Origin of the sequence: Rhodococcus sp. OK302 (assembly GCF_002245895.1) — a bacterium.
Classification (GTDB): domain Bacteria; phylum Actinomycetota; class Actinomycetes; order Mycobacteriales; family Mycobacteriaceae; genus Rhodococcus_F.
The window spans coordinates 257,955-281,418 of sequence record NZ_NPJZ01000001.1 but is presented as its reverse complement, the minus strand read 5'-3'; the positions used below and the strand labels follow the sequence as shown (position 1 = coordinate 281,418).

The window sequence follows — 23,464 nt, the reverse complement described above, 5'->3', positions numbered from 1 at the left end:
CCGGACTTGTCCACGATGGCACCGCGACCTGCTGCCAATCCGGCTTCGAAGCGTTCGAGCATCTGCTGTGCCTCGTCGATCGCTCTAACGGACGGCGTAAACACCTTGTGCACCAAGGCAACCTGGCTCGGGTGAATACAGGCCCGGCCGAAGAACCCTTGTCGCCGCGCTCGCTCGGTGGACACCTGTAGAGCGTCGAGGTCGTGAATGTTGATCGATACCGGTGCGACGGGCGGCGTCGATCCGGCTCCGGCACAGGCGAATACGATCTGGTTGCGTGCCCAGGCAGTCTCCGACTCGTCGGGGCCGGGGTCCAGGCCCACTGCAGCACAGAGGTCGTACTCACCCAGTTGCACTCGCGCTACACGGGGAACGCGGAGCAGGTCATCGATCCGACGTACCGCTTCCGGTGTCTCGATCAACGGGGAAACCAGTAGAGAGTTGTTCAACTGTGTGTCGGCAACTCTCTCGAGGTCGGTCAGGCCGGCCTTGGCCAGGACGATTCCGGTGAGTGAGTAGCCGGTGCCGAGGGACGACAGGTCTTCTTCGCCGAGGTGGCCGGGGTTGATTCGTACCCACAGTTCGACGCCGGTGTCGGCCCTGTGTTGGCTGAGGAAGTCGACAACATTCTGGCGCGCTCGAGCCTTGGCTGCTAGGGGCACTGCGTCTTCCAGATCGAGGATGACTGCGTCGGCGCCCGATGCGATGGCCTTGTCGAATCGTTCCGGTGCGGTGCCCGGGACGTAGAGGTACGACCGCGGGAGCGGCCGGTTTTCCTCGTCGCGTACGGCGATGGTGTCCAGGGTTTCCTCGTACGCGCAGTCGGCTCGTGTACTGACCTGAATCATTTATCTCCTGTCTGGGACAGTCGCTAGGCAACCGTCCGACTGGACTAAGTCAAGGATGACCGTCCAACTTATGCAATTCGGATCAAGGTAACGCAGACCAGGCATTCACAGCGGATTTACCATAAAGAATATCGACGAATAATTCAACCGACTGATACGTATGATTATCGAGCGACCATACGACTCGACGGTCTAGAAAATCCTCCTGGCCTGCATCATTGACATATTAGTCAGGTTGTTGCCAGAAACGGAAGGGGGTTGGACGAACAATTCCCGGATCTCGCTGCATGTTCCTGTGCAGTAAATTCTCGACCATCCAGCGGTTTTTCGAATTCCCGATCTGATTAACAACCAATGCGACGGAATTAACAACAAACATGACGCCAATAACAATAAGGACGAGTCATTAACAACTAATTTGACGGCATTAACAACAAATACGGGTGTGATCCCCGCTGAGAGTTCAGCAGGGATCACACCCGTATCGCGTCACATCATGGTGTGCTGGATCAGGACGACTCGAACAGGTTCCGTTGTCAGTGGGGGATCGTGTCGGGCATGATCAAGTCGGGAACCACGCAATCGTCGAAGTCCGGCTCCTGCAGCATCGCGACCAGATCCGGCCGCGCGTTGCGCGCCGACCGTGCAGCGTCGACAAACGAGCGCACCAATTCTGAGTTGTTGTCGGAGCGCCACGCCACTGTGATCTCATTCGGTGTGGCGTCGGCGATCGGCACCACCTTGACTCCCGGATAGGGGATCCAGCGAGCGCACGCCCCCGTTACCACGACGCCGACGCCGGCAGCCACCTTCTGGAACTCCTCGAGCACCGAGGTCGAGCGGGACATCACCTTCGCCGGCACTCCGTTGCGATGGGCGTCGAGTTCCCAGTACGCATTCCACGTCGGGTCGGTGTTGGCAGCCCCGAGAAACGGCTCCTCAATCAGCTCGGCGGCAGCGACAGAGGTGCGGTCGGCGAGGGGATGGTCGGTGCGGAGCATCACCACGAGGGGTTCGGTGAACAACGGCTCGAACTCGACGCCCTCCGTCGTGAGCGGACGACGCAGGAACGCCACATCCACCGAGCGGTCGGCCAGTCCGGCCGAAGGATCGTCGTAATTGAACTGGCGCATCTCCACCGTCACATCGGGCTGGCGATCACGGAAGGCGGACAGGATCGGCTCGGTCAGCATCAGGGCTGCTCCGTCGAGGAATCCCAGGACCAACCGCTCGTGTTCGCTGCGCTGCGCTGCGCGGGCACGCTCGGCGGCGGCGTCGAGCGCGGCCAGTATCTTGCTGGTGTCCTCGAGGAACGCGGCACCGGCAGCGGTCAGGGTTATGCTGCGCGTGGTCCGGGTGAGTAGCGCTACGCCGAGGGTCCGTTCCAACTGCTTGATCTGCACACTCAGTGCCTGCTGCGCGATGTGCAGTCCTTGAGCGGCGCGCGTGAAGCTCAACTCTTCTGCCACCGCGACGAAGTAGCGTAGTTGACGCGTGTGGAGTTCCATAGCGGAAGTCTATGTCGGGGTTGTCCGGTGAATGGGATTCTAGGCGGTGAATGGGACTAGGTTCTGCCAGCGATCAGTGTCAACCAGGGCATCCCCAGCGGGTCGGCCGCGATCAACTCCTCTCGACCCCAGTGACGGATAGTCCGGTGTCTCGCGCGCCCTCGCGGACGTCTCCAGGCTTCCGGCCGCCGCGGATCTGGATTATCGCCACTCATGACCGAACCGAAGTGGTCATCCGATTCCCGGTCTGGGGTCAGGTCTCCAAACAGACCGCCTCTGCCCTCGGGGATGTTCTGCTGTGCCCGGAAACTGCTGCACTCCACTCAACTTGACAGACGCCGTCGCGACCCGGAAATCGGCCCATGGGCTGAAGCTCGACATCGTGGCTCCTGACGTGAGATTCGGCGACGTGATTGTCATGGTGTCGGTGGCCCCGAGGTTCGCCGTTCTGGGCAACTTTGACAGGGACGCCAATGGTCGAACTGCCCGAACGAGAGCAAATTACTTGGGCGAGAGTTATTTTGGGAAACTTGGCGGTTCGGTCTCTCGTTCTGCGGGATTGAGTTGCTGATCACTGACAAGCATTACAGTTACTCGTTAGCAAATTACATTGTGGTGTCGACGGTTGAACTTCAGAAGCCGAACCATTCGAATAATCGGCCGAGAAACCCCGGCGTCACCGACATTCGGAACTGTGCTGGTCTGGTGTCTGGTGATAGTGAAAACTGTTGCACTCCAAATAACTTGACAGTGTTTAACTTGACAATCCGGCTTCGATTTCGCGGCTGCATCGTCACTCGGTACGTCCGGCCTGCATGAACTATCACAATGCCCGATCGCCTAATTGCCGTAATTTTCGTGATTCGCCCTAATTGCTGATCGATTGCGCTACCTTGAGCCGGATCGATGTAACTGGACGCTCGTCTAGGCGCTCGTTTCAGGGCGGTTGCCGAGGCGCCCCAAAGAAAGGGAATCATGATGCAGAGCAACACCCTTCGTGCGGTCGGAGGCCTGAGCGTATTAGCTGTGGCCGCCGGATTCGCGGTAACGATAGGCGGCGGAATTGCAAGTGCGGCACCGGGATCGCTGAGCTGGGCCGACGGCAACACCAACTTGAGTCGCACCATCAGCAATGTAACCCCGATCGAGGGCGAGATCATCACCTCCTCGACCACCTTCAAGCGGGCTCAATTCAAGGAAGCCGAACTGCTCTGGATGGTCAAGGACTTCCACCCGACGTGTCTGACCTACGTGGAGGGTTCCGCCACGCTCAACGGCAGTGCGATCGCCTCGACATCGGAGGCAGGCTTCGCCATGGTCGGCAGCCCCACGGCCACCACGACCTTGGCTAGGGTGGTCGACAACCTCTTCAACGGCGGTACCACGCCGGCCACGTTCGTGTTCTCGTACAAGGTCGGTGCCGACTGCGCCCGGGGTGTCCCGCTGGTTACGGGGATGGACTACAACGGCGATCTCGGTTTCAGCACCTTCGCCACCAAAGGCCCGTCAGTCTCGGTAGCCAAGAATGTTTCGACAACTGCGCTCGCACCGGTCACCGGCGCAAAGGTAGGTCAGTCGACGACACTGAGCGCGACGGTCACCGGCGGCGCCGACGGCAACATCGTCGAGTTCTACGACGGCATCACAAAGCTCGGCGAAGGTGCTCTCAGTGCTGGTACGGCCACGTTGGCGTGGACCCCGGCCACGGATGGTCAGCACAGTCTGACCGCGAAGTTCCTGGGGACGACGGCGGCCATCGAGTCGACCTCGGCGCCGCAGAACGTCCAGGTCATTCCCGCTGATGTCGAGACGACGACCACGTTGACCGTCCCGGCCACCGTCGACGTCGGCGCGGACGTCACCTTTACTGCTGCCATCACCCCGGCCACCGCAACCGGCCAGGTGCAGTTCAAGGACGGCGACGTCAACGTCGGCAACCCCGTCACCGTTGTCAACGGACAGGCCTCGATCACCCGTCAGTTCCCGGAGGCCGGTACGCATAGCATCACCGCACACTTCGTCAGCTCCGGCGGCAGTCTCAATTCCGACTCTGCAGTGTCTTCATTGACCGTCAATGACGCCGACTTCGGTACCACCACAACGGTTCTCGAACCGCTCACCGCTACCGTCGGCGTCGAGACCAACCTCTCGGCCACCGTCATGCCGTTCCCGAGCGCCGGTGAGGTCGAATTCACCGTCGACGGCGTCCTCGCCGGCTCGGCAGAGGTCGGCACCGGCGACGGAGTTGCAGTTCTCCCGCACACCTTCGACACCGTCGGCACCTCGACAGTGGTTGCGAAGTTCCTGGGAACCCCCGGATTCACGGGTTCCACCTCGGTTGAATACTCGGTCACCGTCAAGGATGTCGAGCCCAACCGCGTAGACACCACCACCGCCCTCGGCGTCACCGGAAACTCCAATGTCGGTACCCCGATGACGTTTACGGCAACCGTCGCTCCGTCGACCGCCAACGGAACGATCCAGTTCAAGGTCGGCACCACCCTGATCGGCGCACCCGTCGCCGTCGTCAACGGTGTCGCCACCGGCACATACACCTTCGACGCCGAAGGCACCTATGCCGTCACGGCAGTCTTCGTCGGCGGCGACGGCTGGAAGGACTCCGTGTCCGGTCCCACCGTCGTGGGCATCACCACCGCCACCACCCCCGGTCCCGAAACCGGCAGCTTGGGTTCACTTTCCGGCATTTTCGGTAGCTAGTTCCACTCCCGCAGCCATTCATCCTTAGGAGAATTCGTGCAGAAGAAAAGGATTCAACGGCTCGTCACACCGATCGGTGTGGGAGCGCTCGCCTGCGTCACCATGCTGGGCGGTGTTCCGGCGCAGGCCGCGACCACCAGCACCACGTTCGTCGCTGCCTGCCTGGCCACACCCTCGGCAGTGGCCGGTCCGACCACCGAGGCCCAAAACGCCACGGTCGATGTCGACGCCCCCGAGTCGGTCAACGCCGGTGAGGAGTTCGAGGTCACCATCGTGCCGCCGCCGATCACCTACCCGAACAAGGTGTCCGTCGCGAACGTGCAGAACGTTTCGCGCATCAAGATCGACGTAGCGATTCCCTCGAACGCCGAGTTCCTCGGCGCGGAGATCGTGGTGGGCACGTCCTCGGGTCTCAGCGGTGTGACGCCAAATGTGCTGCGTGTCAACGAAGCCGGCAATATCGACCCCAACGGGACGATCATCCGCCTCTCGGGTGACAACGCCACGATCGGTAACAGCCCCAACTCGAGCACCAGCAACCAGGCCGGTATCGTCGCCAACGCCGCCAGCGGCGCGACCACCACCTTCCAGCTGCCGCAGGTCAAGGCACGCCTGAAAGCCGGCCCGTCCGGCGCCGTCGAAATGAAGCTTCGCACCGTCGGGGACGCCGCGAAGTGGAACCACGACAAGAACTTCCTGACCTTCCTCCCGAAGGCCAGCGCACCGATCGTCGGCACGGCGTGGGCCCCCACCCGATGCACCCCACGTGACAGTGAAACCGCAGCGCTCAACAACGGCGCCGGCCCGCTCGCCTCGACCAACATCATCGAAGCCGACAAGCAGACCACCACCACCGTGGTGGCTCCCGGCGCCGTCAAGAACGGCGCAGAGGTCACCTTGACCGCGAACGTCGCCCCGGCAGCACCCGGCGGCACCGTCGAGTTCTTCGACGGCGCAACCTCTCTCGGCGCACCGGTGGACGTAGCGAACGGCACTGCGTCGATCACGCACACCTTCACCACCGACGGCAACCACGAGATCACCGCCGCGTTCTCCGGAACCACCGGCTTCATCACCTCGACCTCCGCGGTCAAGACCATCAACGTGAGCACCGACGACACCGTCACTACGCTCGCGATGACCAGCCCGGAACTGGCCTTCGTCGACCAGGAAGTCAACCTGCACGCACAGGTCACCCCGGCAGTCCAGGGTGGCACGGTGGAGTTCACCGTCGACGGCGGTACCCCGGTCTCCGGCACGGTCGGCACGGACGGCGTCGCGGTCGCGCCGTACAAGTTCACCACCACCGGCACTCACCGCGTCCTCGCCCGCTACTCCGGCACCCAGGGCGTCGGGGGTTCTGTCGCACCGATGTTCCCGGTCAGCGTCACCACCGCTCCGGCGGCAGCTGTCCAGACCAGCACCACGCTCGCTCCGGTCGGCACGATCACCAAGGGCAGCTCGGTCACGCTGAAGGCGACGGTCGATCCGACTACCGCCAACGGCAAGGTCCAGTTCAAGATGGGTGACGTCAATCTCGGCGCTCCCGTCGCTGTGGTGAACGGTGTTGCGACACTGCCCACCACGTTCGCGGCTTCGGGTGAGTTCAGCATCACCGCTGAATTCATCGGCGCTGCAGGGTTTATCGACTCGGCGTCTGCTCCGCAGGCACTGACGGTTCCCGCCGACACCGATCCGGGCCCGGACGGCCCCTTCGGTAGCTTGTCAAGCATCTTCGGATCGTAGGATCCGAGTTGTAGGGCGAAGTGAAAGGCGCGTCACCGACATTGTTTCGGTGGCGCGCCTTTTCGGCCGACGAATTTCCTGGTGCCTCCGAAAATTGCTGCATCCCAAACAACTTGACAATCCCCTGTGGTCTACTGCTCGGGAGGTTTGGGCGTCACGTCCGCGCACGCCGTGGTCTCGGCATACAGCGTTTGTTTCGAGAGCTCGAATTATCGAGCTGATCAAGGAGAAGTTGAATGGTATCGACGTTGGTTCGCAAAGGGCTGGTAGCTGCCGTGTCCTTGACCGGTTGCATTGCCCTCGCAGTGGGCGGCAGCGGTATCGCGTCCGCAGCAGGAGTGGATCGTCCGTTCACCGCATCGTGCCACGGCTGGCAGTTTCCCGGGCCGATCACTCACAACGAGACGCGTGACTCCGGAGTCACGATCACGGCACCGGCAGCCGTTCCGCCGAATTCGACTTTCACGTATCGCATCGCACCCAAGCCGATGACGGTACCCAGCAGTGGCTACGACCTCAGAAACGTCGTGAACTGGACGCGCCTGAAATTCGATTTCGATATCCCCGTCGGCACCACGTATGTGGGGGCGCAGATCGTTTCCGGAACCAGTTCGAATCTGGGCGGCGTGGCACCCTCGGTTCTTCGGATCAACGACAACGGTTCTCCCGACTCCAACGGTGCACATCTCCGAATTTCGGGCAACAACGTCACAGCCGGCAACGGGCCGAACACCAGTAACAACAGCGGCGGCGGTATCGAGGTCGGTGCCGGGCAGACATTCCAACTCCCCGCCGTTGATGTCACCGTAGTGTCGGGCGTAGTCGGTACCCAGATCAAGCCGATGCTGCGTGTGACCGATACCAACTCCGGTTCCTACGACAGCGCGAACAATTACCTGACCTTCTTGCAACAGGAAACGTTGCTCGGTGGGGTGAGGTACTGGCTGACCACCAATTGCTCACCGCGCGACGATCGATCGGCTGCGCTGAACTCGGGCGGTCAGCCGCTGACAACAATCAGCGTTGATTCGAGTCTGGCCCAGACCGAGACGCGAATCAGCGCACCGGCAAGTGCAGTCGTCGGGGATTCGATCGAGTTGACGGCGACGGTGACTCCCATGCCGTCGGGCGGAACAGTGCAGTTCCGTGACGGCGGTACCGATCTCGGCGCTCCGGTACCTGTCGTCAACGGCGTTGCGAAGGCGAACCGCACGATGGACACGGCGGGCGACCGCAACATATCGGCGTACTACGCCGGTACTGCGGGATTCATGGAATCCATGTCCGGAGCCGTCACGGTCAATGTCACCGAACCAGTTGTCCCCGAACCCGGCAGTCTCGGTAGCCTCGGATTCGGGTCGTGAAAATTGTGAAGAGAGAACAGGATTCGTCGATGAAAACAGTGTTCCGTCGCGGCAGCGCGCTCACCGCCGCATCTGCGTTGGCCGGTGGCTTGTTCATGGTCGCCGGGGGTGCGATTGCTTCTGCTGCTCCCGAAGTTAAGAACGTGGGCTTCACAACCGCATGCCATGTCCGCGAGATGGACGGTGCCGCAAGCCCGATCACGTTCAACGAGACCGTCGGATCGGGGGTTACTGTCACCGCGCCCGCAACGGCTACCCCGGGAGAAACCCTTACCTATCGTCTGCAGCCGAATGAGATGAAGGCGAACAGCGGCGGCCACGCCAGCCGAGGGGTTGTGCATTGGGCGCGGATCAAATATGACTTCGATATCCCGGCGGGGGTGGAATTCGTGAAGTCCGAACTCGTGGCAAATAGTGCGTACGGTCTCGGATCCGACAGTGCCACTCCGACTGTCACCCAGATCGACGACAGCGGAAACCTGTCCGCGGCCGGTACACATCTGCGTATTTCCGGTCTGAATCGAACGACCGGGAACGGTCCGAACTCCGCCGTTCGATCCAGCGACGGAATCATCGTCGGCGCAAACACCAAGTTCCGGCTGCCGGCGATCGATGTGACGGTCAAGGCCGGTGCCGCCGGGACCGAGATCAACCCTTCGGTGCGCGTCTCCGATTCGGGTTCTGCAAATTACGATAACGACAAGAATGCTCTCACCTTCGTTCAACGTGAGAAGGACGTTTTCGGGGTGAACTACTGGGAGCGTTACAACTGCTCGCCTCGCGACAATAGTTCGTCCAGCCTCAATGCCGGTGGTAAAGCGCTCACTACGATTTACGTCAGTCAGCCGACCACGACGACGATGCAGATGCCGGAGTCGGTGCAGGCGAGTGCACCGACCGAACTCGTCGCGAATGTCGGTCCGGCCCCGGTAAGGGGCAATGTGCAGTTCCGAATTAATGGTGCTGACATTGGCTCACCGGTTGCTCCCGGCCCCGATGGTGTTGCGCGGCTACCCCATACGTTCTACACAGCCGGAACAGCACAAGTGTCCGCTGCATTTCAGGGAGTAAACGGATTTCTGAGCTCCAGCTCTACAGAGGCGACGGTGACGGTGACCGCGGCACCGGTAGTCAAGCAAACCGATACGGTAGTGACGGTGCCTGGCGATGCCAAGACAGGTACGTCGGTGACTCTGAAGGCACAGGTATCACCGCTACCCGCCGCCGGCACCCTCCAATTCAAGGACGGCGCTGCAAATATCGGTGATCCGATTACGGTGAGTGCCGACGGAAGTGCAACCCTCGAACACGTCTTCACCTCGGCGGGAACACACGCTGTGTCGGCCTATTACTCCGGCGCAACAGGATTCAAGCCGTCGATAGCACCAGCGCAATCGGTCATCGTGTCGGATCCGGCACCGTCGGACGTCACCACTTCGACTTCGCTGAATGTTCCAGGGTCGGCGAAACAGGCTGCCGCGGTTGAACTGTCGGTGACGGTCGCACCGAACCCGGGTGGGGGCTCCGTCCAGTTCTACGACGGTGACCAGCTCATCGGAGAATCCGTCGTCGTCGGGGCAGATGGCGTAGCTCGTATGACGCACACGTTTACCTCGATCGGCGATCATCGGATCACGGCTGTATTCAACGGGCGTGCTGGGTTTACGCAGTCGACGTCGGACGAATCGATCGTGAGTGTGTCGTCGACGCCGGGAGATGGCGGAACAGACGGCAACGGTTCATTGGGTGGCCTGTTCGGTTCCTGATTCAATCGATTCGAACGCTACTGCCCCCTACTCCGATCGGAGTAGGGGGCAGTAGCGTTCGGCCGACTTCTTACGAACTAGCTGCCGTTTTCCAAGATGCGGGAGATGGTGTCGCCGAGGACATCGCTGATAGATCCGGTTGAGGACATCTGACCGTCGGAGGATCCGAGACCGGCTCCGTCGAGGCTTCCGGTGGCCGATTCGCCGGCATTCTTGGCGCGAACAGTGAAGCACGAGTTCAAGTTCGGGAGCCACTCTTCGATACCTACGGTGCCTGCGACACCGATGCCGCCACTTGTGATCGTATCGCCGACCTTAACGCCGGCGGGGACCTTGTAAGTGATGTCGAGAGTCACCGGGTTGCCGGAGTTGACAAACCATCCGGTGCTGCGGACTGAGTAGCCGGTTCCGTTGGCTACCGGCGTGACCGCCTCGGATTTCTGGCCACCAATAGCGTGGTAAGCGGTCACGCTGGCGCTGACCGGTGCACCGAATCCGGCAGGCGGGTAATCGGTGATTGTGTTGACGTACGGATTGCCGATCGAGGTGGTGCCGACAACCGTCTTGTAGGTCACTTCGGTGCCCGCAGCTACCTCTTTTTCGGTGACCGTCTTGCTGTAGTTGTGCGTGATCCACACGGTGGAGGGATTGTTCTTGCTCGCATTCGAGGTCTGCTGGCAGACGGGGGCGGCGGAGGAAATTCCGGTGCCGATTCCGACGGTGACGCCGGCGGCAATGAGAGCCAAGGACGCAGTTGTGGCTACAGCCTGGCGCATTGAGGGACGAGACATTCTAGGGCTCCATTCGATTCATCAGGATTGCAGTTGCGTTCCGAATGCCCGTGCAGTTGGGCTGGGGGAGTGAGCGCCGTCGAAATGGTTCGGAACGCGCGAGCATGGCATCACCCTTTCTACTAGACCCTCGTCTAGTTTGCGGCGGAATGCGATAACTGCAACAGGCCGCGTAGTTAAGCTGACACTGTCAAGTTGTTTGGGATACAGCAGTTTTCGTGCATATCAGGGAATTTTGCGGAACGGTTGGTCGGGCCGCAGCGCTCTGTTGGGTGACCTGCACTTCACTGGCCGGAGAACGGAAAATCGTACTCGATTTCACGTATTGGATCAGGTCGTCGTGCGGGCCACTGCGGCCTGACAGGCGGCTCCGTGAGATGCCTTGTTTTATCGAAAGTGGTTGCACGACAAGTAACTTGACAGTGTCAACTTCAGTAGATCGCCAGACAAGACGGTTGTCCGACCTGGATGATGGCTGACATGCATCTGAACGATCGTGTTACTCGTCTCCCTCGGCGCAGCACTGCGGTGTTCGCGACTCTGTCGGCTGCACTGCTCCTCGCAGCCTCGAGTGCGCTGCTCGCTCCCGGCATCGCCTCGGCTGTCCCGGGTGACGACATCACCGACTCCTGCCTGGAAATGTCCCAGGGCGGTGGACTTTGGGTGTCGCCGGATGACTTCAACCCCACCAACACGGGCTATATCCCGATCCCCGGTGACTCCGGCACGGTGCTGACCTTCGATGTGCGCAACACCTGCGCCGTGCCCGCCACTCTCACCCTCTACAGCCAGAACTGGTCGGTTGCCGATGGCGGCACCGCGACAGTGCAGGGCCAGATCGGCAGCCAGAAGGGTCAGCAGGTTCAGATTGGTCCCGGTAAGGACTCGGAGACCCGCATCGAGCTGACGAAGAAGGCTGTCACTCCCAACGCCGGCGTGATGGTCGGGTTCATCCTCGGTATCCCCGGTGGTGAGGTTGTGCAGGGCAATCAGATCAATGGCGGCTGGGGTCTCATGCTTGTCGAGGACGAGGCCGCTGCAGTGGTTGCACCCGGCGCTCCCACCGGCCTGACTCTCGGCGCGGCTGAGGTCGAGGCGGGTACACCGGTCAAGGTTTCCGGCAAGGCCGAGCCCGGCAGCACCGTCACCGTCACGGGCGGTGGCGCGACGTGCACAGCTACTGCGGACACGAACGGCAACTTCAGCTGCGACCTGACAATCGCCACGGTCGGCGATCACTCGATCACCGCTACCGCGACGAACGCCTGCGGCACCAGCCCGGCCTCGACTGCAGTCACGGTGAAGGTGGCAGCGAAAACCACCGATCCCGGCGGCAGCAGCAGCGGTTCCCTCGGCAGCCTGGACCTGTTCGGCAGCCTCGGTAGCTAGCGCCCGGCCAATTCGGCCACACAATCCTCGCGATGCGCGGGGGACGGTATCCACCAGGCCCACGCATCGCCAGACTTCTCGGCTACGGATTTCGTTCGGCTGCTGAATCCCCACGCCCTTCCGGGCTGATCCACCGGCCTGCGCTTCCGCACAGCCGAGCTCAACCAAGCGCGTCGGATGTCCCGACGCGACAGCACAGGAGGAATACCAGATGAAGAAGACCACCAAGGCCGCCATCGCTGCTGGTGCAGCCGCACTGCTCCTCGCCGGCGGCGCGGGCACCATGGCCTCGTGGAACGCATCCACCAACGCGGGTGCGGCACAGACAGTCACGGCCGGTTCGATGGCGGTCGAGCAGACCGGTACCGGCACCTGGACGTGGGGAACTGGCGGAACGTTCAACCCCGCTTCGGACAAGATCGTGCCTGGCGACGTCGTCAAGTACACCGCAACCTACAAGATCGACCTCGTCGGCACGAACCTGAAGGCCACGCTGACGCCGTCGCTTTCGGGCGTCTCCGGAGACCTGGCGAGCCAGCTCACGACGGCCGCCTCCAGTAGCACCCAGACGGTGTACAGCGCGGGCCTGAACCAGGTGGCCACGTTCACCACCGAGATCACGTTCAACAACACGGGGATTGACAACACCGGCCAGACGAAGACCGCCAGCCTCTCCGGCGGCGCGGTCACCCTCGAGCAGACGCTCTCCTAGTAATCCGTAACCAGAAGAAGGTCACGTGAAAACCCAGTACAAATGGGCGATCGCAGCCTCGTCGGTTCTGCTCATCGGGTTCGTCTCGGTGCAGCAGACCGGCGCGCTGTGGCGCGATTCAGTTGAATCACCCGGCGCTACCATTACAGCCGGTCTGCTCGACATTTCCGCAGGCCAGGACGGCGTCAAGCAGTTCAACCTCGACGGCTTCAAGTTGGAGAACAAGGGCCCGGGTGACAGCATTCAGATGCCCTTGCCGGTGATCAACTCCGGCAATGTGCAGATGAGCTACACGCTGTCTGATGTGGTGCTCAACGGCGCCACACCTCCGCCGTTAACCCTGCGTGTGACCAAGGTGGCCAACGAGGCGGCCTGCACCACAACCAGCGATGGGGGCACTGACGTGCTCTACAGCGGTGCCATGGACGGGGCGGCCTTTGCTCAGCCCCAACTCGTCGCGGCCGGTCAGATGCAGGTGCTGTGCCTGCGGGCCACGCTGGGTTCGGGCGCTGCCGCCGCTCAGGCGAGCGACGCCACTTTCACCTTCGCGGCAAGCTCGGTTAGCCAGTAATGACTGTCACCGCGAGAAACCAGCGCGTGAGCGAAAGTGCCGAGTACCAACCTCGGCACGGCGCACACACGGAAATGTCTGATCCGCAACCTGATTCAGGGAACGGTGGAGGTGACAAGACCACCGTCTGGTGGTGGGTTCGCACCGTCGTCTCCTGGTTGCTGTTGCTGTTGATGGTCGGTTTTTTCGCGGTGATGGTCGTGATTCCACGGCTCACTGGCTCGACCGCGTACACGGTGCTCACCGGCTCGATGGAACCGACGATGCCCCCGGGCACGCTCATCGTCGTTAAGCCGACTGCCAACGAGGATCTGGCGACCGGTGATGTGATCACGTTCCAGCCGGTTTCCGGTGATCCCGCGGTGGTGACTCACCGCATCGAGGGCATCTATTACACCGGGGAAGGGGAGCGTCGCATCCACACTCGCGGCGACAACAACCCCATCGCTGATTCGTGGTCGCTTGTGCCCGAACAGATCCGGGGTCGGGTCATCTACTCGGTGCCGCAGCTCGGCCGGGTGAACACGGTGATCAACGGTCAATCGCGGTCGATCCTCATCACCGGCGTCGCAGTAGCCCTGGGCGGATACGCGGTGTGGATGGTGATCAGCGGATTGCTCGACAAACGCCGGGAGAACGGCGCGCACGGGGAATCGGTCGATGAAAAGGGTTCCGATGCAGACGACTTGCAGGCTCATGCCATGCCGGTATCAACCACTGAAACGAAAATAGGACACGAGAATGTCTAACAACCAGCAATCGCGCACTAGCGCGCGCTTCGGGTCGGGGATGCGCGGCAGTCTGGGCGACACCGGCTGGACCCGCACCCGGGCCGTCCTCTCCCTAGGCATGGTCTTAGGCCTCGGCGCGGTCGGAACGATGGCGGCGTGGTCCGACAGTGCCACCGCGACCACCGGCATGTTCAGCACGTCGTCGGTCCAGCTGCAGGTCGACAACCAGCGGCCCACGCACCAGTTCATCGCGCTCAAGCGCAACAGCATGCAGCCGGGACAAAGCGTGGCCGGGCCGGTCAAGGTCCAGAACACAGGAGCGGTTAATTTCAAGTGGGCTGTGGCCGCGAACGGTTCCGGATCATCGACACTGGTCGGCAAGTTGACAGTGAGTCTGCATGAAACTGCCGCCAACAATGGCAGCACGTGCTCTGGAACAATGATCGGTACCGCGAAAAGCGTGTCCACCAGTCCGACCCTTGTTACGGGAAGGACGTTGACCGCTGGCGCGACTGACAACGTGTGCATCCAGGTCAAGGTCGATTCGACCGCTGGAAAGACTGAGCAGTTCAAGATTGCCGACCTCGGCTTCAACTTCACGGCCGAAGGCGTTGTAGCAGCACCATGACATCCACCGATGAGATGGATTTGCCGGGCCGCAGCAGAGGCAAGGAGATCACGCTGAACGTCGCCGCGGTCGCCGGGCTGATCTGCATCGGCGCGACTCTCGCATCACTTCTCTTCGGCATCAAACCGCTCGTCTTCCGATCCGGTTCGATGGGACCGGAGATATCCACCGGCGCACTGGCATTCGCGAAGGCAGTGCCGGCGACTGAACTGGCCGTCGGCGATGTGATCAGCGTCGACAATGACCAGGACGTTCGCATCACCCACCGCGTTGTCGAACTCGAGCCAGCCGGCGCGAACACGGTGCTCGCCACTCTGAAGGGTGACGCTAACAACACGCCCGATCGGTTGCCGTACACGATCACCGAGGCTGACCGCGTGTTCTTCAGCATTAGAGGACTCGGATATGTCGTGGCTTGGCTTTCCAGCCCGCTCGCGACCTTCCTCGGCGGCGGATTGGTAGGCGCGGTGCTGGTCATCGCATTTGGACGAACGAAAGACCGGCGTCTGGAGAACAACGACGCCGCCACTACAAATGACGCCCGCGTCGATGCAGACGAAACGCGCGGGGAGTTTCAGGAGGCTCACAATGGTTGAAATTCGACGGGCACGCACCCGCCTGAGGTCGGTACGTTCGTTGATCGCGATTGGCGGCGCTGCTGCGATGGCCTTCGGTTTGGCCCAGACGACCGGGACGATGGCCAATCCAACTGACGCAGTCAATTCGACTGGCGCACAGGTGGCGACGGGCAACTTCTATCCGACACCGCTGACTGTTGGCGCGATCAATTGTTGGTATGACGCACCCTGGTACGACACCGTTACGGGGCGGCGAGTGTCGATTTCCTGGACACCAGTTCCAGGTGCCACCGGGTACAAGGTGGTCTTCGTTAGGCAATCCGACCCCAATTTTGTTGTCCGAGTGGATGATTTGGGCGCGAATCAGACCTCAATCAGCGGAATTTCCCATGGCAGCCGGAACGTAATGTATGCCCGGATTCACACGGTAAATGGTTCGGTGGTCTCGTCGGGATATAGGACCTCAGTGGAGATCACCCACAAGGACCTCGTTTCGAACAGGACCGAATGTCAGGGCGGTACTGGTCCGGAGTTGGCCAACCAGGCTTGGGAGAACACCAGGGATTGGGATCCGACGACTCCGGTTCCCAACGGACTCCAGGCACGTGGGATAGCACCCGAGGCGATGGAGATGGATTCGCAGCCGGGCGTGACCGAGGAAACGCAGGCCGGGCAGACCACCACGCCGGAGCCGACCTCGACGACGCAGGCTCCTGACTCAACTACGACCGAGGCTCCGACTAGCGCGACGACTACTCCGGCTCCGACTACCTCGCCGGAGACCACTCCGGCCGAGGATCCGAAGCCGCTGCTGACGGCTACTGTAGAGAGTGGCGGTCTCACCGCAGGCTGGACCGCGGGCGGAAACAAAGTCGCGGTCGTAGACGCAGACGGCAATGAACTCGCCAGCGGCCGCGCCGAATCGGGCTCGACCTTGCACTGGCTCGATGGCCAACTGTGGATCGTCGGAGACACTGAGGTGTACCGCATCATGGAGTCGCCGCAGGACGGCAAGTGGAAGTTTTACAAGGATAGCGGGCAGAACATGCCTGATTTCGAATAACTGTTGACCGCTGACCCCTCGACTGTGCCCCCGAGTCCCCGGACTCGGGGGCACAGTCGTCGCGCCCGATCATTCCCGCCCAGCTTCTGCGAAGTTGAGGAACTTATGCTCGAACGCGGTGTCGCGTGGTCAGCTACGAGACGATCCGGCGGTGGTGCGCCAAGTTCGGGCAGGCCTACGCAACCTACGTCGCCACCAATTCGGATAGTCCCGGTCGCACCGAAATTCCTTGCCGTGCAAACGAGTGTGGCCCCCGCCGAAACTTCCGGCGGGGGCCACACTCATATCGCTGGTACAGGAATCAGAGCCTCAGGATCCGAAGATGTTCCCGAAGATGTTGCCCAGCGATCCGAACATGCCGCCGTTGCCGGGGGCGTCGGTGACTACGACAGTGCTTTCCTCTGCGGTCGTAGAACCGAGGTGGCCCGGGGTGCCGCTGTAGACCGCGGTGATGTGGCTGGTGCCGGCAGTCAGGAAGGCGTGCGAGAGCGTTGCCTTGCCGTTCACGACCGCGACAGGATCACCGATCAGTGTGTCACCGTCCTTGAACTGGACGGTGCCACCGGCCGGGGTCGGGGAGATCGTGGCGACCAGGTCGACGGCGAGACCTGTTGTTGCGGTGGGGAGCAGGGTCAGCACCGTGGTGGTGGCGACGTCGGTGGCGGCCGGGGCGGTGACCTCGATGGTGTGTGCGGTCGAGGTGGAGGTGATGAAGCCGGTTGCGCCGGAATAGACGGCGGTGATGCTCGGAGCGCCGACGGTGAACTGCTGGGTGATGGACGCCTTGCCCTCGGAGTCGAGGGCGACCGGTGCACCGAGGTCGTCGGTGCCGTTCTTGAACTGGACGGTTCCACTGGTCGGAACGGGTGAAACCTGTACTTCCAGAGTCACGTCCGTGCCGGAGACTGCGGTAGCCGGGGCCGTCAGCACCGTGGTGGTGGCGACATCGGCTGCGGTCACCGCGACAGAATGTGGGGTGGAGGTGGAGGGCTGGAATTCTGCGGCGCCGGCGAATACGGCGGTGATGGAGTGGGTTCCGGCTGCCAGGGGTGCGGTGGTGGAGGCGTTGCCTTGGGCGTCGAGGGAGACCGGGGTTCCGAGGTCTTCGGTGCCGTTCTTGAACTGGACGGTGGAGCCGGCGGCGGGGGCGGGTGAAACGTTCACGGTCAGTGCGACATCGGTGCCGACGACGCCGGTGGTGTCGCCGGTGATGGTGGTGGTGGTTGCGACGTTGGCCGGGGTGACGGCGACGGTGTGTGGGGTGGAGGTGGAGGGCTGGAATTCTCCGGCGCCGGCGAATACGGCGGTGATGGAGTGGGTTCCGGCTGCCAGGGGTGCGGTGGTGGAGGCGTTGCCTTGGGCGTCGAGGGAGACCGGGGTTCCGAGGTCTTCGGTGCCGTTCTTGAACTGGACGGTGGAGCCGGCGGCGGGGGCGGGTGAAACGTTCACGGTCAGTGCGACATCGGTGCCGACGACGCCGGTGGTGTCACCGGTGACGGTGGTGGTGGTGGCGACGTTCGCGGGAGAGACCGTGATGTTGTGTGCATCCGAGGTGGAGGTGACGAATCCGGTTGCGCCGGAGTACACGGCGGTGATGCTCTGGGCACCGGTGGTGAACTGCTGGGTGATGGAGCCCTTGCCGTCAGCGTCCAGGGTGACGGCGGTACCGATGTCAGTAACGCCGTTCTTGAACTGGACGGTGCCGCCGACCGGGGCCGGGGAAACCTGCACGTTGAGAACAACATCCGCACCGGCAACAGCGGTGGCCGGGCCGGTCACGGCGGTCGTGGTCACGACGTCAGCTGCAGACACCGACACGTTCTGCGCAGTCGAGGTCGACTCGTTGGCTTGCGTCGTTCCCAGGAATTTCGCGGTCAGGCTGTGCGCATCCGTGGTGGCCGGTGCCCACGCGAAGGTGGCCGTACCGGCGGCCAGTGGGCCTTGGCCGAGCTTGGTTGTGCCGTCGTAGAACTCGACGATGTTGCCGTCGGCGCCGCCGGTGACTGTCGCGCTCAGTGTCGTCGACTGGCCTACCTTTGCGCCGGTGACCGGTGCGAGCGCAGTTGTCGAAACATTCTTGGCTACCGAGACTGACGGGCCTTTGGTGGCGAAGGTGCTGAAACCGAGATCGCCGTTGTAGTCCATCCCCGTAACCAGCGGGACACCACGGGCGCAGTCGGCACCGACCTTGTACGAGAACACGAACGTGGCCGGCGTAGTGCCGCCGTTCGCGAAGTTGTCGACCACCCTCGCCAAGGTCGTGGTGGCCGTGGGGCTGCCGACCATGGCGAAGCCCGCCTCCGACGTCGAGGCGATCGCGTTGCCGTTGAGCTTGGCGGAATTAGGCACGTAGGTCAGACACGTCTGGTGGAAGTCCTTGACCATCCAGAGTAATTCGGCTTCCTTGAATTGAGCCCGCTTGAAGGTGGTCGAGGAGGTGATGATTTCGCCCTCGACCGGGGTTACATTGCTGATGGTGCGGCTCAAGTTGGTGTTGCCGTCGGCCCAGCTAGTCGATCCTGCTGCTGCACTGGCGACTCCGCCGCCGATTGAGACCGCGAATCCGGCGGCCACAGCAAATGCGCTCAGGCCTCCGACCGCACGAAGGGTGTTGCTCTGCATCATGATTCCCTTTCTTCGGGTTCTGGGGGATCTGGGGGCGTCCAGGCAACAGCCCTGAAGCGGGCGGCTAGACGAGCGTCCAGTTAGTCGATCCGGCTCAAGGTAGCGCAATCGATCAGCAATTAGGGTGAATCGCGAGAATTGCCGTAATTGATGTGAGCAGGACAGTGCGGTGATTCGTGCTGCTTGGACGCCTAGGGTGGCTGATTCAGCTGCGGGTTCGAGACATGGATGTCAAGTTGTTCAATGTCAAGTTAATTGGAGTACAACTGTTTTCAGGTATTTCTGGGCGTCGGCGGAGCGGTGTTCGGGCTGCCGGGTGTTGTTGGAAGTTCTCGACCGACTGTCTTAATGGTGTAACTGTCGATGCTTGATCACGACAGGGAAATTTGGTGTGCCGCCTGATAGCTGTCGTGATTGTCGGTGGTCAGGCACCTGACTCGTCACCGGTCCTCGGCTGATATCGGCGCAACCGACGGGCGAAATCAAGCCCGGACCGGCAGAACTTGTACGTTGACGACGCATCAGATCGGGCGATCCCAACAACTTGACAGGGCCTCGGAGACTCACAGTGAAAACAGTGATTTCGCCACTCCTACTGGACGATTGGTCTACAGTTCCGAAATTGGAAGTCCTGCACTGATTGATCTGGCGATGGAGCCCACGTGCCTTTGAATTCTCTTTCTCGTCGAATGTTCTTGACCGCCGGCGCCGGCGCGGCAGCTGTCGCCGCCACCTCGATGCTGCCTCCGTCGCTGCAACGCGCAATGGCTTCGCCCGTACCTCCGGGAGGGCTCGACTCCATCGAGCACGTTGTCCTGGTCATGCAGGAGAACCGCTCGTTCGACCACTACTACGGAATGTTGCGCGGTGTAAGAGGTTTCGGTGACCCCAATTCGTTGACGTTGCGGGGCGGGGGCTCCGCGCTGGAGCAGCCGGGACCGAACGGCCCGGTGCTCCCGTTCCCGATCCGGGACTCTGCTGCCGCGCAGCAGATGGACACCCAGAACGTCACCGGCCTCGACCACAGTTGGGAGGGCGGCCACAACGCCCTGGCGGACGGCTGGCACGACGGCTGGATCGAAGCCAAGACTGCCTCAACGATGGCTTACTACGACCGCCAGGACATGCCGTTCCACTACGAGCTCGCGGATGCATTCACGATCTGCGACGCCTACCACTGCTCGGTGCCGACATCGACGAGCCCGAACCGCAACTATTGGGTGTCCGGGTACACCGGATTCGAACCAGCCGGCCTGAATCCGTTGGGTTCGATGGATTCGTTGGGTTCGGCGGGGTCGTCGGAATCCGGAGGTCCCGGGGGTCGTGCCGTCACCAACGCCGCGTACAACCCGTGGCACGCCGGCTACGACTGGAGCACCGTTCCGGAGCGGCTACAAGCCGCCGGCATCAGCTGGAAGACGTACCAGGAGTGGGACAACTTTCAGGACAACAACCTCGAGTACTTCACCACCTTCAAGAAGGTGGGGGCTCAGCTACTCAGCGTGATCCCCTTCCAAGTGCAGACACTGGCCGGGCTCTACCTGGCGCTGCCCGAGTTGCCTGCCGCGGCCCAGGACGCGGCGGTGCGAGCCCTCGAGAGAGCGGCGGACGGACTCTCTCCCGCTGATCGGCAGTTGTACGACCGCGCGCTGTACCGGTCACGGCCGGGCACGCTTGCCGCCGAGTTCCGTAAGGACGTCGAGTCTGGAACGCTGCCGCAGGTCAGTTATCTCGTTCCGTCCGAGGTTGATTCGGAGCATCCGTCCGGATCGTCGCCGGCGGCGAGCGCGACGCTGCTGTACCAGGTGCTCGACGCGATCGCTTCCGATCCGGCGCTCTGGGCGAAGACTGCCGTGATCGTCAACTTCGACGAGAACGACGGCTTCTTCGACCATGTGCCGCCGCCTCGTCCGCCCCTCTCGGTCGGTTCGGAGTGGGTGGGGGGTCAGCCGCTCGGGCTCGGTCCCCGGGTGCCGATGACGATCATCTCGCCGTGGACCGTCGGCGGGTTCGTGTGTTCGCAGGTCTTCGACCACACATCGGTGAACCAGTTCCTGGAGAAGCGATTCGGGATCACCCAACCGGAGATCGATCCGTGGCGGCGGACGGTCAGTGGGGACCTGACGTCGGCCTTCGACTTCGCGAACCCGCGAAGCCGGCCGAATGTCACTCGCCCGCAGCCCACCCCGCCGCTCGAGCCGCGGTGGACCCCGACCCCACCGGCCTTGCAGCACATGCCGGTGCAGGAGAGCGGTACCCGTCCCGCTCGGGCCTTGCCGTATCAGTCGGACGCGTCTGCGACCGTGGACCCCGGTGCGCGTTCTCTGACGGTGCACCTGGTCAACGCCGGTGCCGAGTCGGCGCACCTGGCTTTGTATCCCTATGCGGGGGAGTTCGACCTACCGCGGCACTACGACGTCCTCGGACAGACAGACGACACCGTTGCCCTCGAGGGGGCGAAGTACAGCCTGACCCTGTTGGGGCCCAACGGTTTCCGGCGTGAGTTTGTCGGGTCGATCGACGGCGCGGCAGCTGCGCTCGACGTGTCCACCCGGGTCGATGCGTCGGGGGGAGTGCTCGATGTGACTGCGGCGAATTCAGGGTCCCGCGCTCTGACCGTCGTGATCGACGGTCAGAGTCGTCTGATCGCGGCCGGCGGCAGTGCGTCGTGGACGGTGCCGTCGGTGGACGGCTGGTATGAGGCCACCGTGGCTGTCGACGAGGATCCGGACTTCCGTCGCAGGCTCGTCGGACATATCGAGAACGGCCTCAGCAGCGTCAGCCAACAGGCATGATGTGGCGACGAGCAATCAAGCCCAGATCTGAATCCCTAGTGGGACAAGTTGATCAATCACATCGTTTAGTAGGAGGTTCTGTGCGTCGAATACAGTTCGTATCACTGATTATGGCGGGTTCGCTCGCCCTCGGTGCCGGTGTTGCTGCGGCACAAGGTAGTTTGGCGTCATCAGGTGGAAGTGACGTTGCGCCGTCCTACATTACGGACGATGCTGGTCGATCCCTGATCCTGCGAGGGTTCAACACCGCCTCCAGCGCCAAGAGTGCGCCGGATGGCATGCCGGACTTCACCGAGGCGGACCTCGACCGCGAACAAGCCGACATGGGAACGAACTTCGTGCGTTTCCTGATCTCCTGGCGCTCCGTGGAACCCGCACCAGGACAGTACGACCAGGCATATCTGGACCGCGTCGAGGATCGGGTCAGCTGGTACGCCGAGCGCGGCTACAAGGTGATGCTCGACATGCACCAGGACGTGTACTCCGGTGCAATTACTCCGGCAGGCGACGGCGGCAACGGTGCCGGCAACATTGGCAACGGTGCACCGGCCTGGGCGACGTTTATGGACGGCCTCGCGGTGAAACCTCAGCCCCGCTGGGAGCTGTACTACATCCAGCCCGGCGTGATGCGTGCGTTCGACAACTTCTGGAACACCACCGGCAAGCACCCCGAGTTGGTCGAGCACTACGCGAACGCCTGGAAGGCCGTTGCCGAGCGCTTCGCCGGCAATGACACCGTTGTGGCGTACGACTTGATGAACGAGCCCTTCGGCGGTTCCATGCAGGGTCCGTCGTTCGAGGCAGGACCGCTCGCCGCGATGTATCAGCGGACCACCAATGCGATTCGTCAGGTCGACCAGGACAGCTGGGTATGTGTCGCCCCGCAGGCTATCGGTGTCAACCAGGGACTTTCCAGCGGGCTCACCAAGATCAACGATCCGCGCGCCGGCGAGCAGCGAATCGCCTACTGCCCGCACCTCTACCCGCTTCCCCTTGACCTCGGTGACGGGTACTCGGGTTTGTCACGCACCCTCACCGACGCGACTATCACCGCCTGGCGCGCCGACATCGAACACGTCGCCGGTGACGTACTCGGCGGCGTACCGATCATCATCGGAGAGATCGGGCTCGACACCACATTGCCCGGAGCCACTGACTACATCGATCGTGTGTATACGAACGCTCGAGAGATGGGCGCAGGTGTCGCGTACTGGTCCAGCGATCCCGGCCCCTGGGGTCCGTACCTGCCTGACGGATCGCAGACGCTGCTCGTCGACTCTCTGAACAAGCCGTACCCCCGCGCGGTGGCGGGCACGCCCACCGAATGGTCGTCGACTGTCGACCGCCTTCAGTTGACGTTGACTCCTGACCCCGCAGTCACGGCACCGACTGAGATCTACTTGCCGGAGAGTGGGTTCCCCGGTGGCGTCAATGTCGAGGGTGCCGACGTCGTGAACTGGGATCGCGAAAGCCGATTGCTTACTGTCCGGACGGCAACTGGCGCACCTACCGCGACTGTCACGGTAACCCCAGCAGGTTGATAGCCGGGGTTTGTCGCTTGACAATGTGACGCCCTTGTCACGTCAGCCAATTGGCAAGGGCGGCTGGACATCAATGGTTTACGGCTCGGC

16 protein-coding genes and 2 pseudogenes are annotated in these 23,464 nt (G+C 62.3%); 14 read left to right on the top strand and 4 right to left on the bottom strand.

Annotated features, from left to right (window positions below; all coding sequences use genetic code 11):
• Positions 1-50: 50 nt before the first annotated feature.
• Together BDB13_RS33755 and BDB13_RS01290 are read right to left on the bottom strand one after the other, a co-directional pair.
• Positions 51-848 (bottom strand): annotated as a pseudogene (locus BDB13_RS33755) (HpcH/HpaI aldolase/citrate lyase family protein); the annotation flags it as partial.
• A gap of 536 nt (positions 849-1,384) precedes the next feature.
• Positions 1,385-2,356 (bottom strand): LysR substrate-binding domain-containing protein, encoded by a 972-nt coding sequence (locus tag BDB13_RS01290; protein ID WP_094270058.1) that lies wholly within the window; start codon positions 2,354-2,356, stop codon positions 1,385-1,387.
• 975 nt (positions 2,357-3,331) lie between these two features.
• On the opposite strand from BDB13_RS01290, the gene BDB13_RS01285 reads away from it, so the two are divergent.
• The 4 genes from BDB13_RS01285 to BDB13_RS01270 all read left to right on the top strand — a co-directional run bounded on the left by BDB13_RS01285 (position 3,332) and on the right by BDB13_RS01270 (position 9,950).
• Positions 3,332-5,074 carry an Ig-like domain-containing protein gene (locus BDB13_RS01285; RefSeq protein ID WP_094270057.1) on the top strand — a complete coding sequence of 581 codons (1,743 nt, stop codon included), beginning with the start codon at positions 3,332-3,334 and terminating at the stop codon, positions 5,072-5,074.
• A 36-nt stretch (positions 5,075-5,110) separates the two neighbouring features.
• On the top strand, positions 5,111-6,820 hold the full coding sequence (locus tag BDB13_RS01280) for an Ig-like domain-containing protein (protein ID WP_254922666.1): 1,710 nt from the start codon (positions 5,111-5,113) through the stop codon (positions 6,818-6,820).
• A 236-nt stretch (positions 6,821-7,056) separates the two neighbouring features.
• The gene (locus BDB13_RS01275) at positions 7,057-8,184 is read left to right on the top strand and encodes an Ig-like domain-containing protein (RefSeq protein ID WP_094270056.1); all 1,128 of its coding nucleotides are present in this window, start codon (positions 7,057-7,059) and stop codon (positions 8,182-8,184) included.
• A gap of 29 nt (positions 8,185-8,213) precedes the next feature.
• On the top strand, positions 8,214-9,950 hold the full coding sequence (locus tag BDB13_RS01270; RefSeq protein ID WP_254922665.1) for an Ig-like domain-containing protein: 1,737 nt from the start codon (positions 8,214-8,216) through the stop codon (positions 9,948-9,950).
• Positions 9,951-10,027: 77 nt separating this feature from the next.
• Here BDB13_RS01270 and BDB13_RS01265 read toward each other — a convergent pair whose 3' ends face one another.
• Positions 10,028-10,741 (bottom strand): hypothetical protein, encoded by a 714-nt coding sequence (locus BDB13_RS01265; RefSeq protein WP_254922664.1) that lies wholly within the window; start codon positions 10,739-10,741, stop codon positions 10,028-10,030.
• A gap of 480 nt (positions 10,742-11,221) precedes the next feature.
• Here BDB13_RS01265 and BDB13_RS01260 point away from each other — a divergent pair, with 480 nt between their 5' ends.
• The 8 genes and pseudogenes from BDB13_RS01260 to BDB13_RS32705 all read left to right on the top strand — a co-directional run.
• Complete coding sequence (locus BDB13_RS01260) at positions 11,222-12,130, top strand: Ig-like domain-containing protein (protein ID WP_254922663.1); 909 nt, start codon at positions 11,222-11,224, stop codon at positions 12,128-12,130.
• A gap of 211 nt (positions 12,131-12,341) precedes the next feature.
• Entirely contained in the window at positions 12,342-12,842 is a 501-nt protein-coding gene (locus tag BDB13_RS01255) for an alternate-type signal peptide domain-containing protein (protein WP_094270052.1), read from the top strand.
• 25 nt (positions 12,843-12,867) lie between these two features.
• Positions 12,868-13,413 (top strand): hypothetical protein, encoded by a 546-nt coding sequence (locus tag BDB13_RS01250; protein WP_094270051.1) that lies wholly within the window; start codon positions 12,868-12,870, stop codon positions 13,411-13,413.
• Between the two features lie 26 nt (positions 13,414-13,439).
• Positions 13,440-14,162 (top strand): signal peptidase I, encoded by a 723-nt coding sequence (locus tag BDB13_RS01245; protein ID WP_254922662.1) that lies wholly within the window; start codon positions 13,440-13,442, stop codon positions 14,160-14,162.
• On the top strand, positions 14,155-14,772 hold the full coding sequence (locus BDB13_RS01240; protein WP_094270049.1) for a SipW-dependent-type signal peptide-containing protein: 618 nt from the start codon (positions 14,155-14,157) through the stop codon (positions 14,770-14,772). Before BDB13_RS01245 ends, BDB13_RS01240 begins: the two co-directional genes overlap by 8 nt.
• Positions 14,769-15,368: a signal peptidase I gene (locus tag BDB13_RS01235; protein WP_094270048.1), complete on the top strand. Its 600-nt coding sequence runs from the start codon at positions 14,769-14,771 to the stop codon at positions 15,366-15,368. The genes BDB13_RS01240 and BDB13_RS01235 overlap by 4 nt, the downstream gene beginning before the upstream one ends.
• A complete protein-coding gene (locus BDB13_RS01230; RefSeq protein ID WP_254922661.1) occupies positions 15,361-16,413 on the top strand; it encodes a hypothetical protein in 1,053 nt (350 codons plus the stop codon). Before BDB13_RS01235 ends, BDB13_RS01230 begins: the two co-directional genes overlap by 8 nt.
• Positions 16,414-16,485: 72 nt before the next feature.
• Positions 16,486-16,628, top strand: a pseudogene (locus BDB13_RS32705) (IS6 family transposase); the annotation flags it as partial.
• Positions 16,629-16,722: 94 nt separating this feature from the next.
• Here BDB13_RS32705 and BDB13_RS01225 read toward each other — a convergent pair.
• Positions 16,723-19,038: an Ig-like domain-containing protein gene (locus BDB13_RS01225; protein ID WP_094270047.1), complete on the bottom strand. Its 2,316-nt coding sequence runs from the start codon at positions 19,036-19,038 to the stop codon at positions 16,723-16,725.
• Between the two features lie 662 nt (positions 19,039-19,700).
• Between BDB13_RS01225 and BDB13_RS01220 the strand changes: the two genes are divergently transcribed.
• Both BDB13_RS01220 and BDB13_RS01215 read left to right on the top strand, forming a co-directional pair.
• A complete protein-coding gene (locus BDB13_RS01220) occupies positions 19,701-21,833 on the top strand; it encodes a phosphocholine-specific phospholipase C (RefSeq protein ID WP_094270046.1) in 2,133 nt (710 codons plus the stop codon).
• Between the two features lie 110 nt (positions 21,834-21,943).
• Positions 21,944-23,374: a cellulase family glycosylhydrolase gene (locus BDB13_RS01215; protein ID WP_254922660.1), complete on the top strand. Its 1,431-nt coding sequence runs from the start codon at positions 21,944-21,946 to the stop codon at positions 23,372-23,374.
• Positions 23,375-23,464 lie beyond the last annotated feature (90 nt).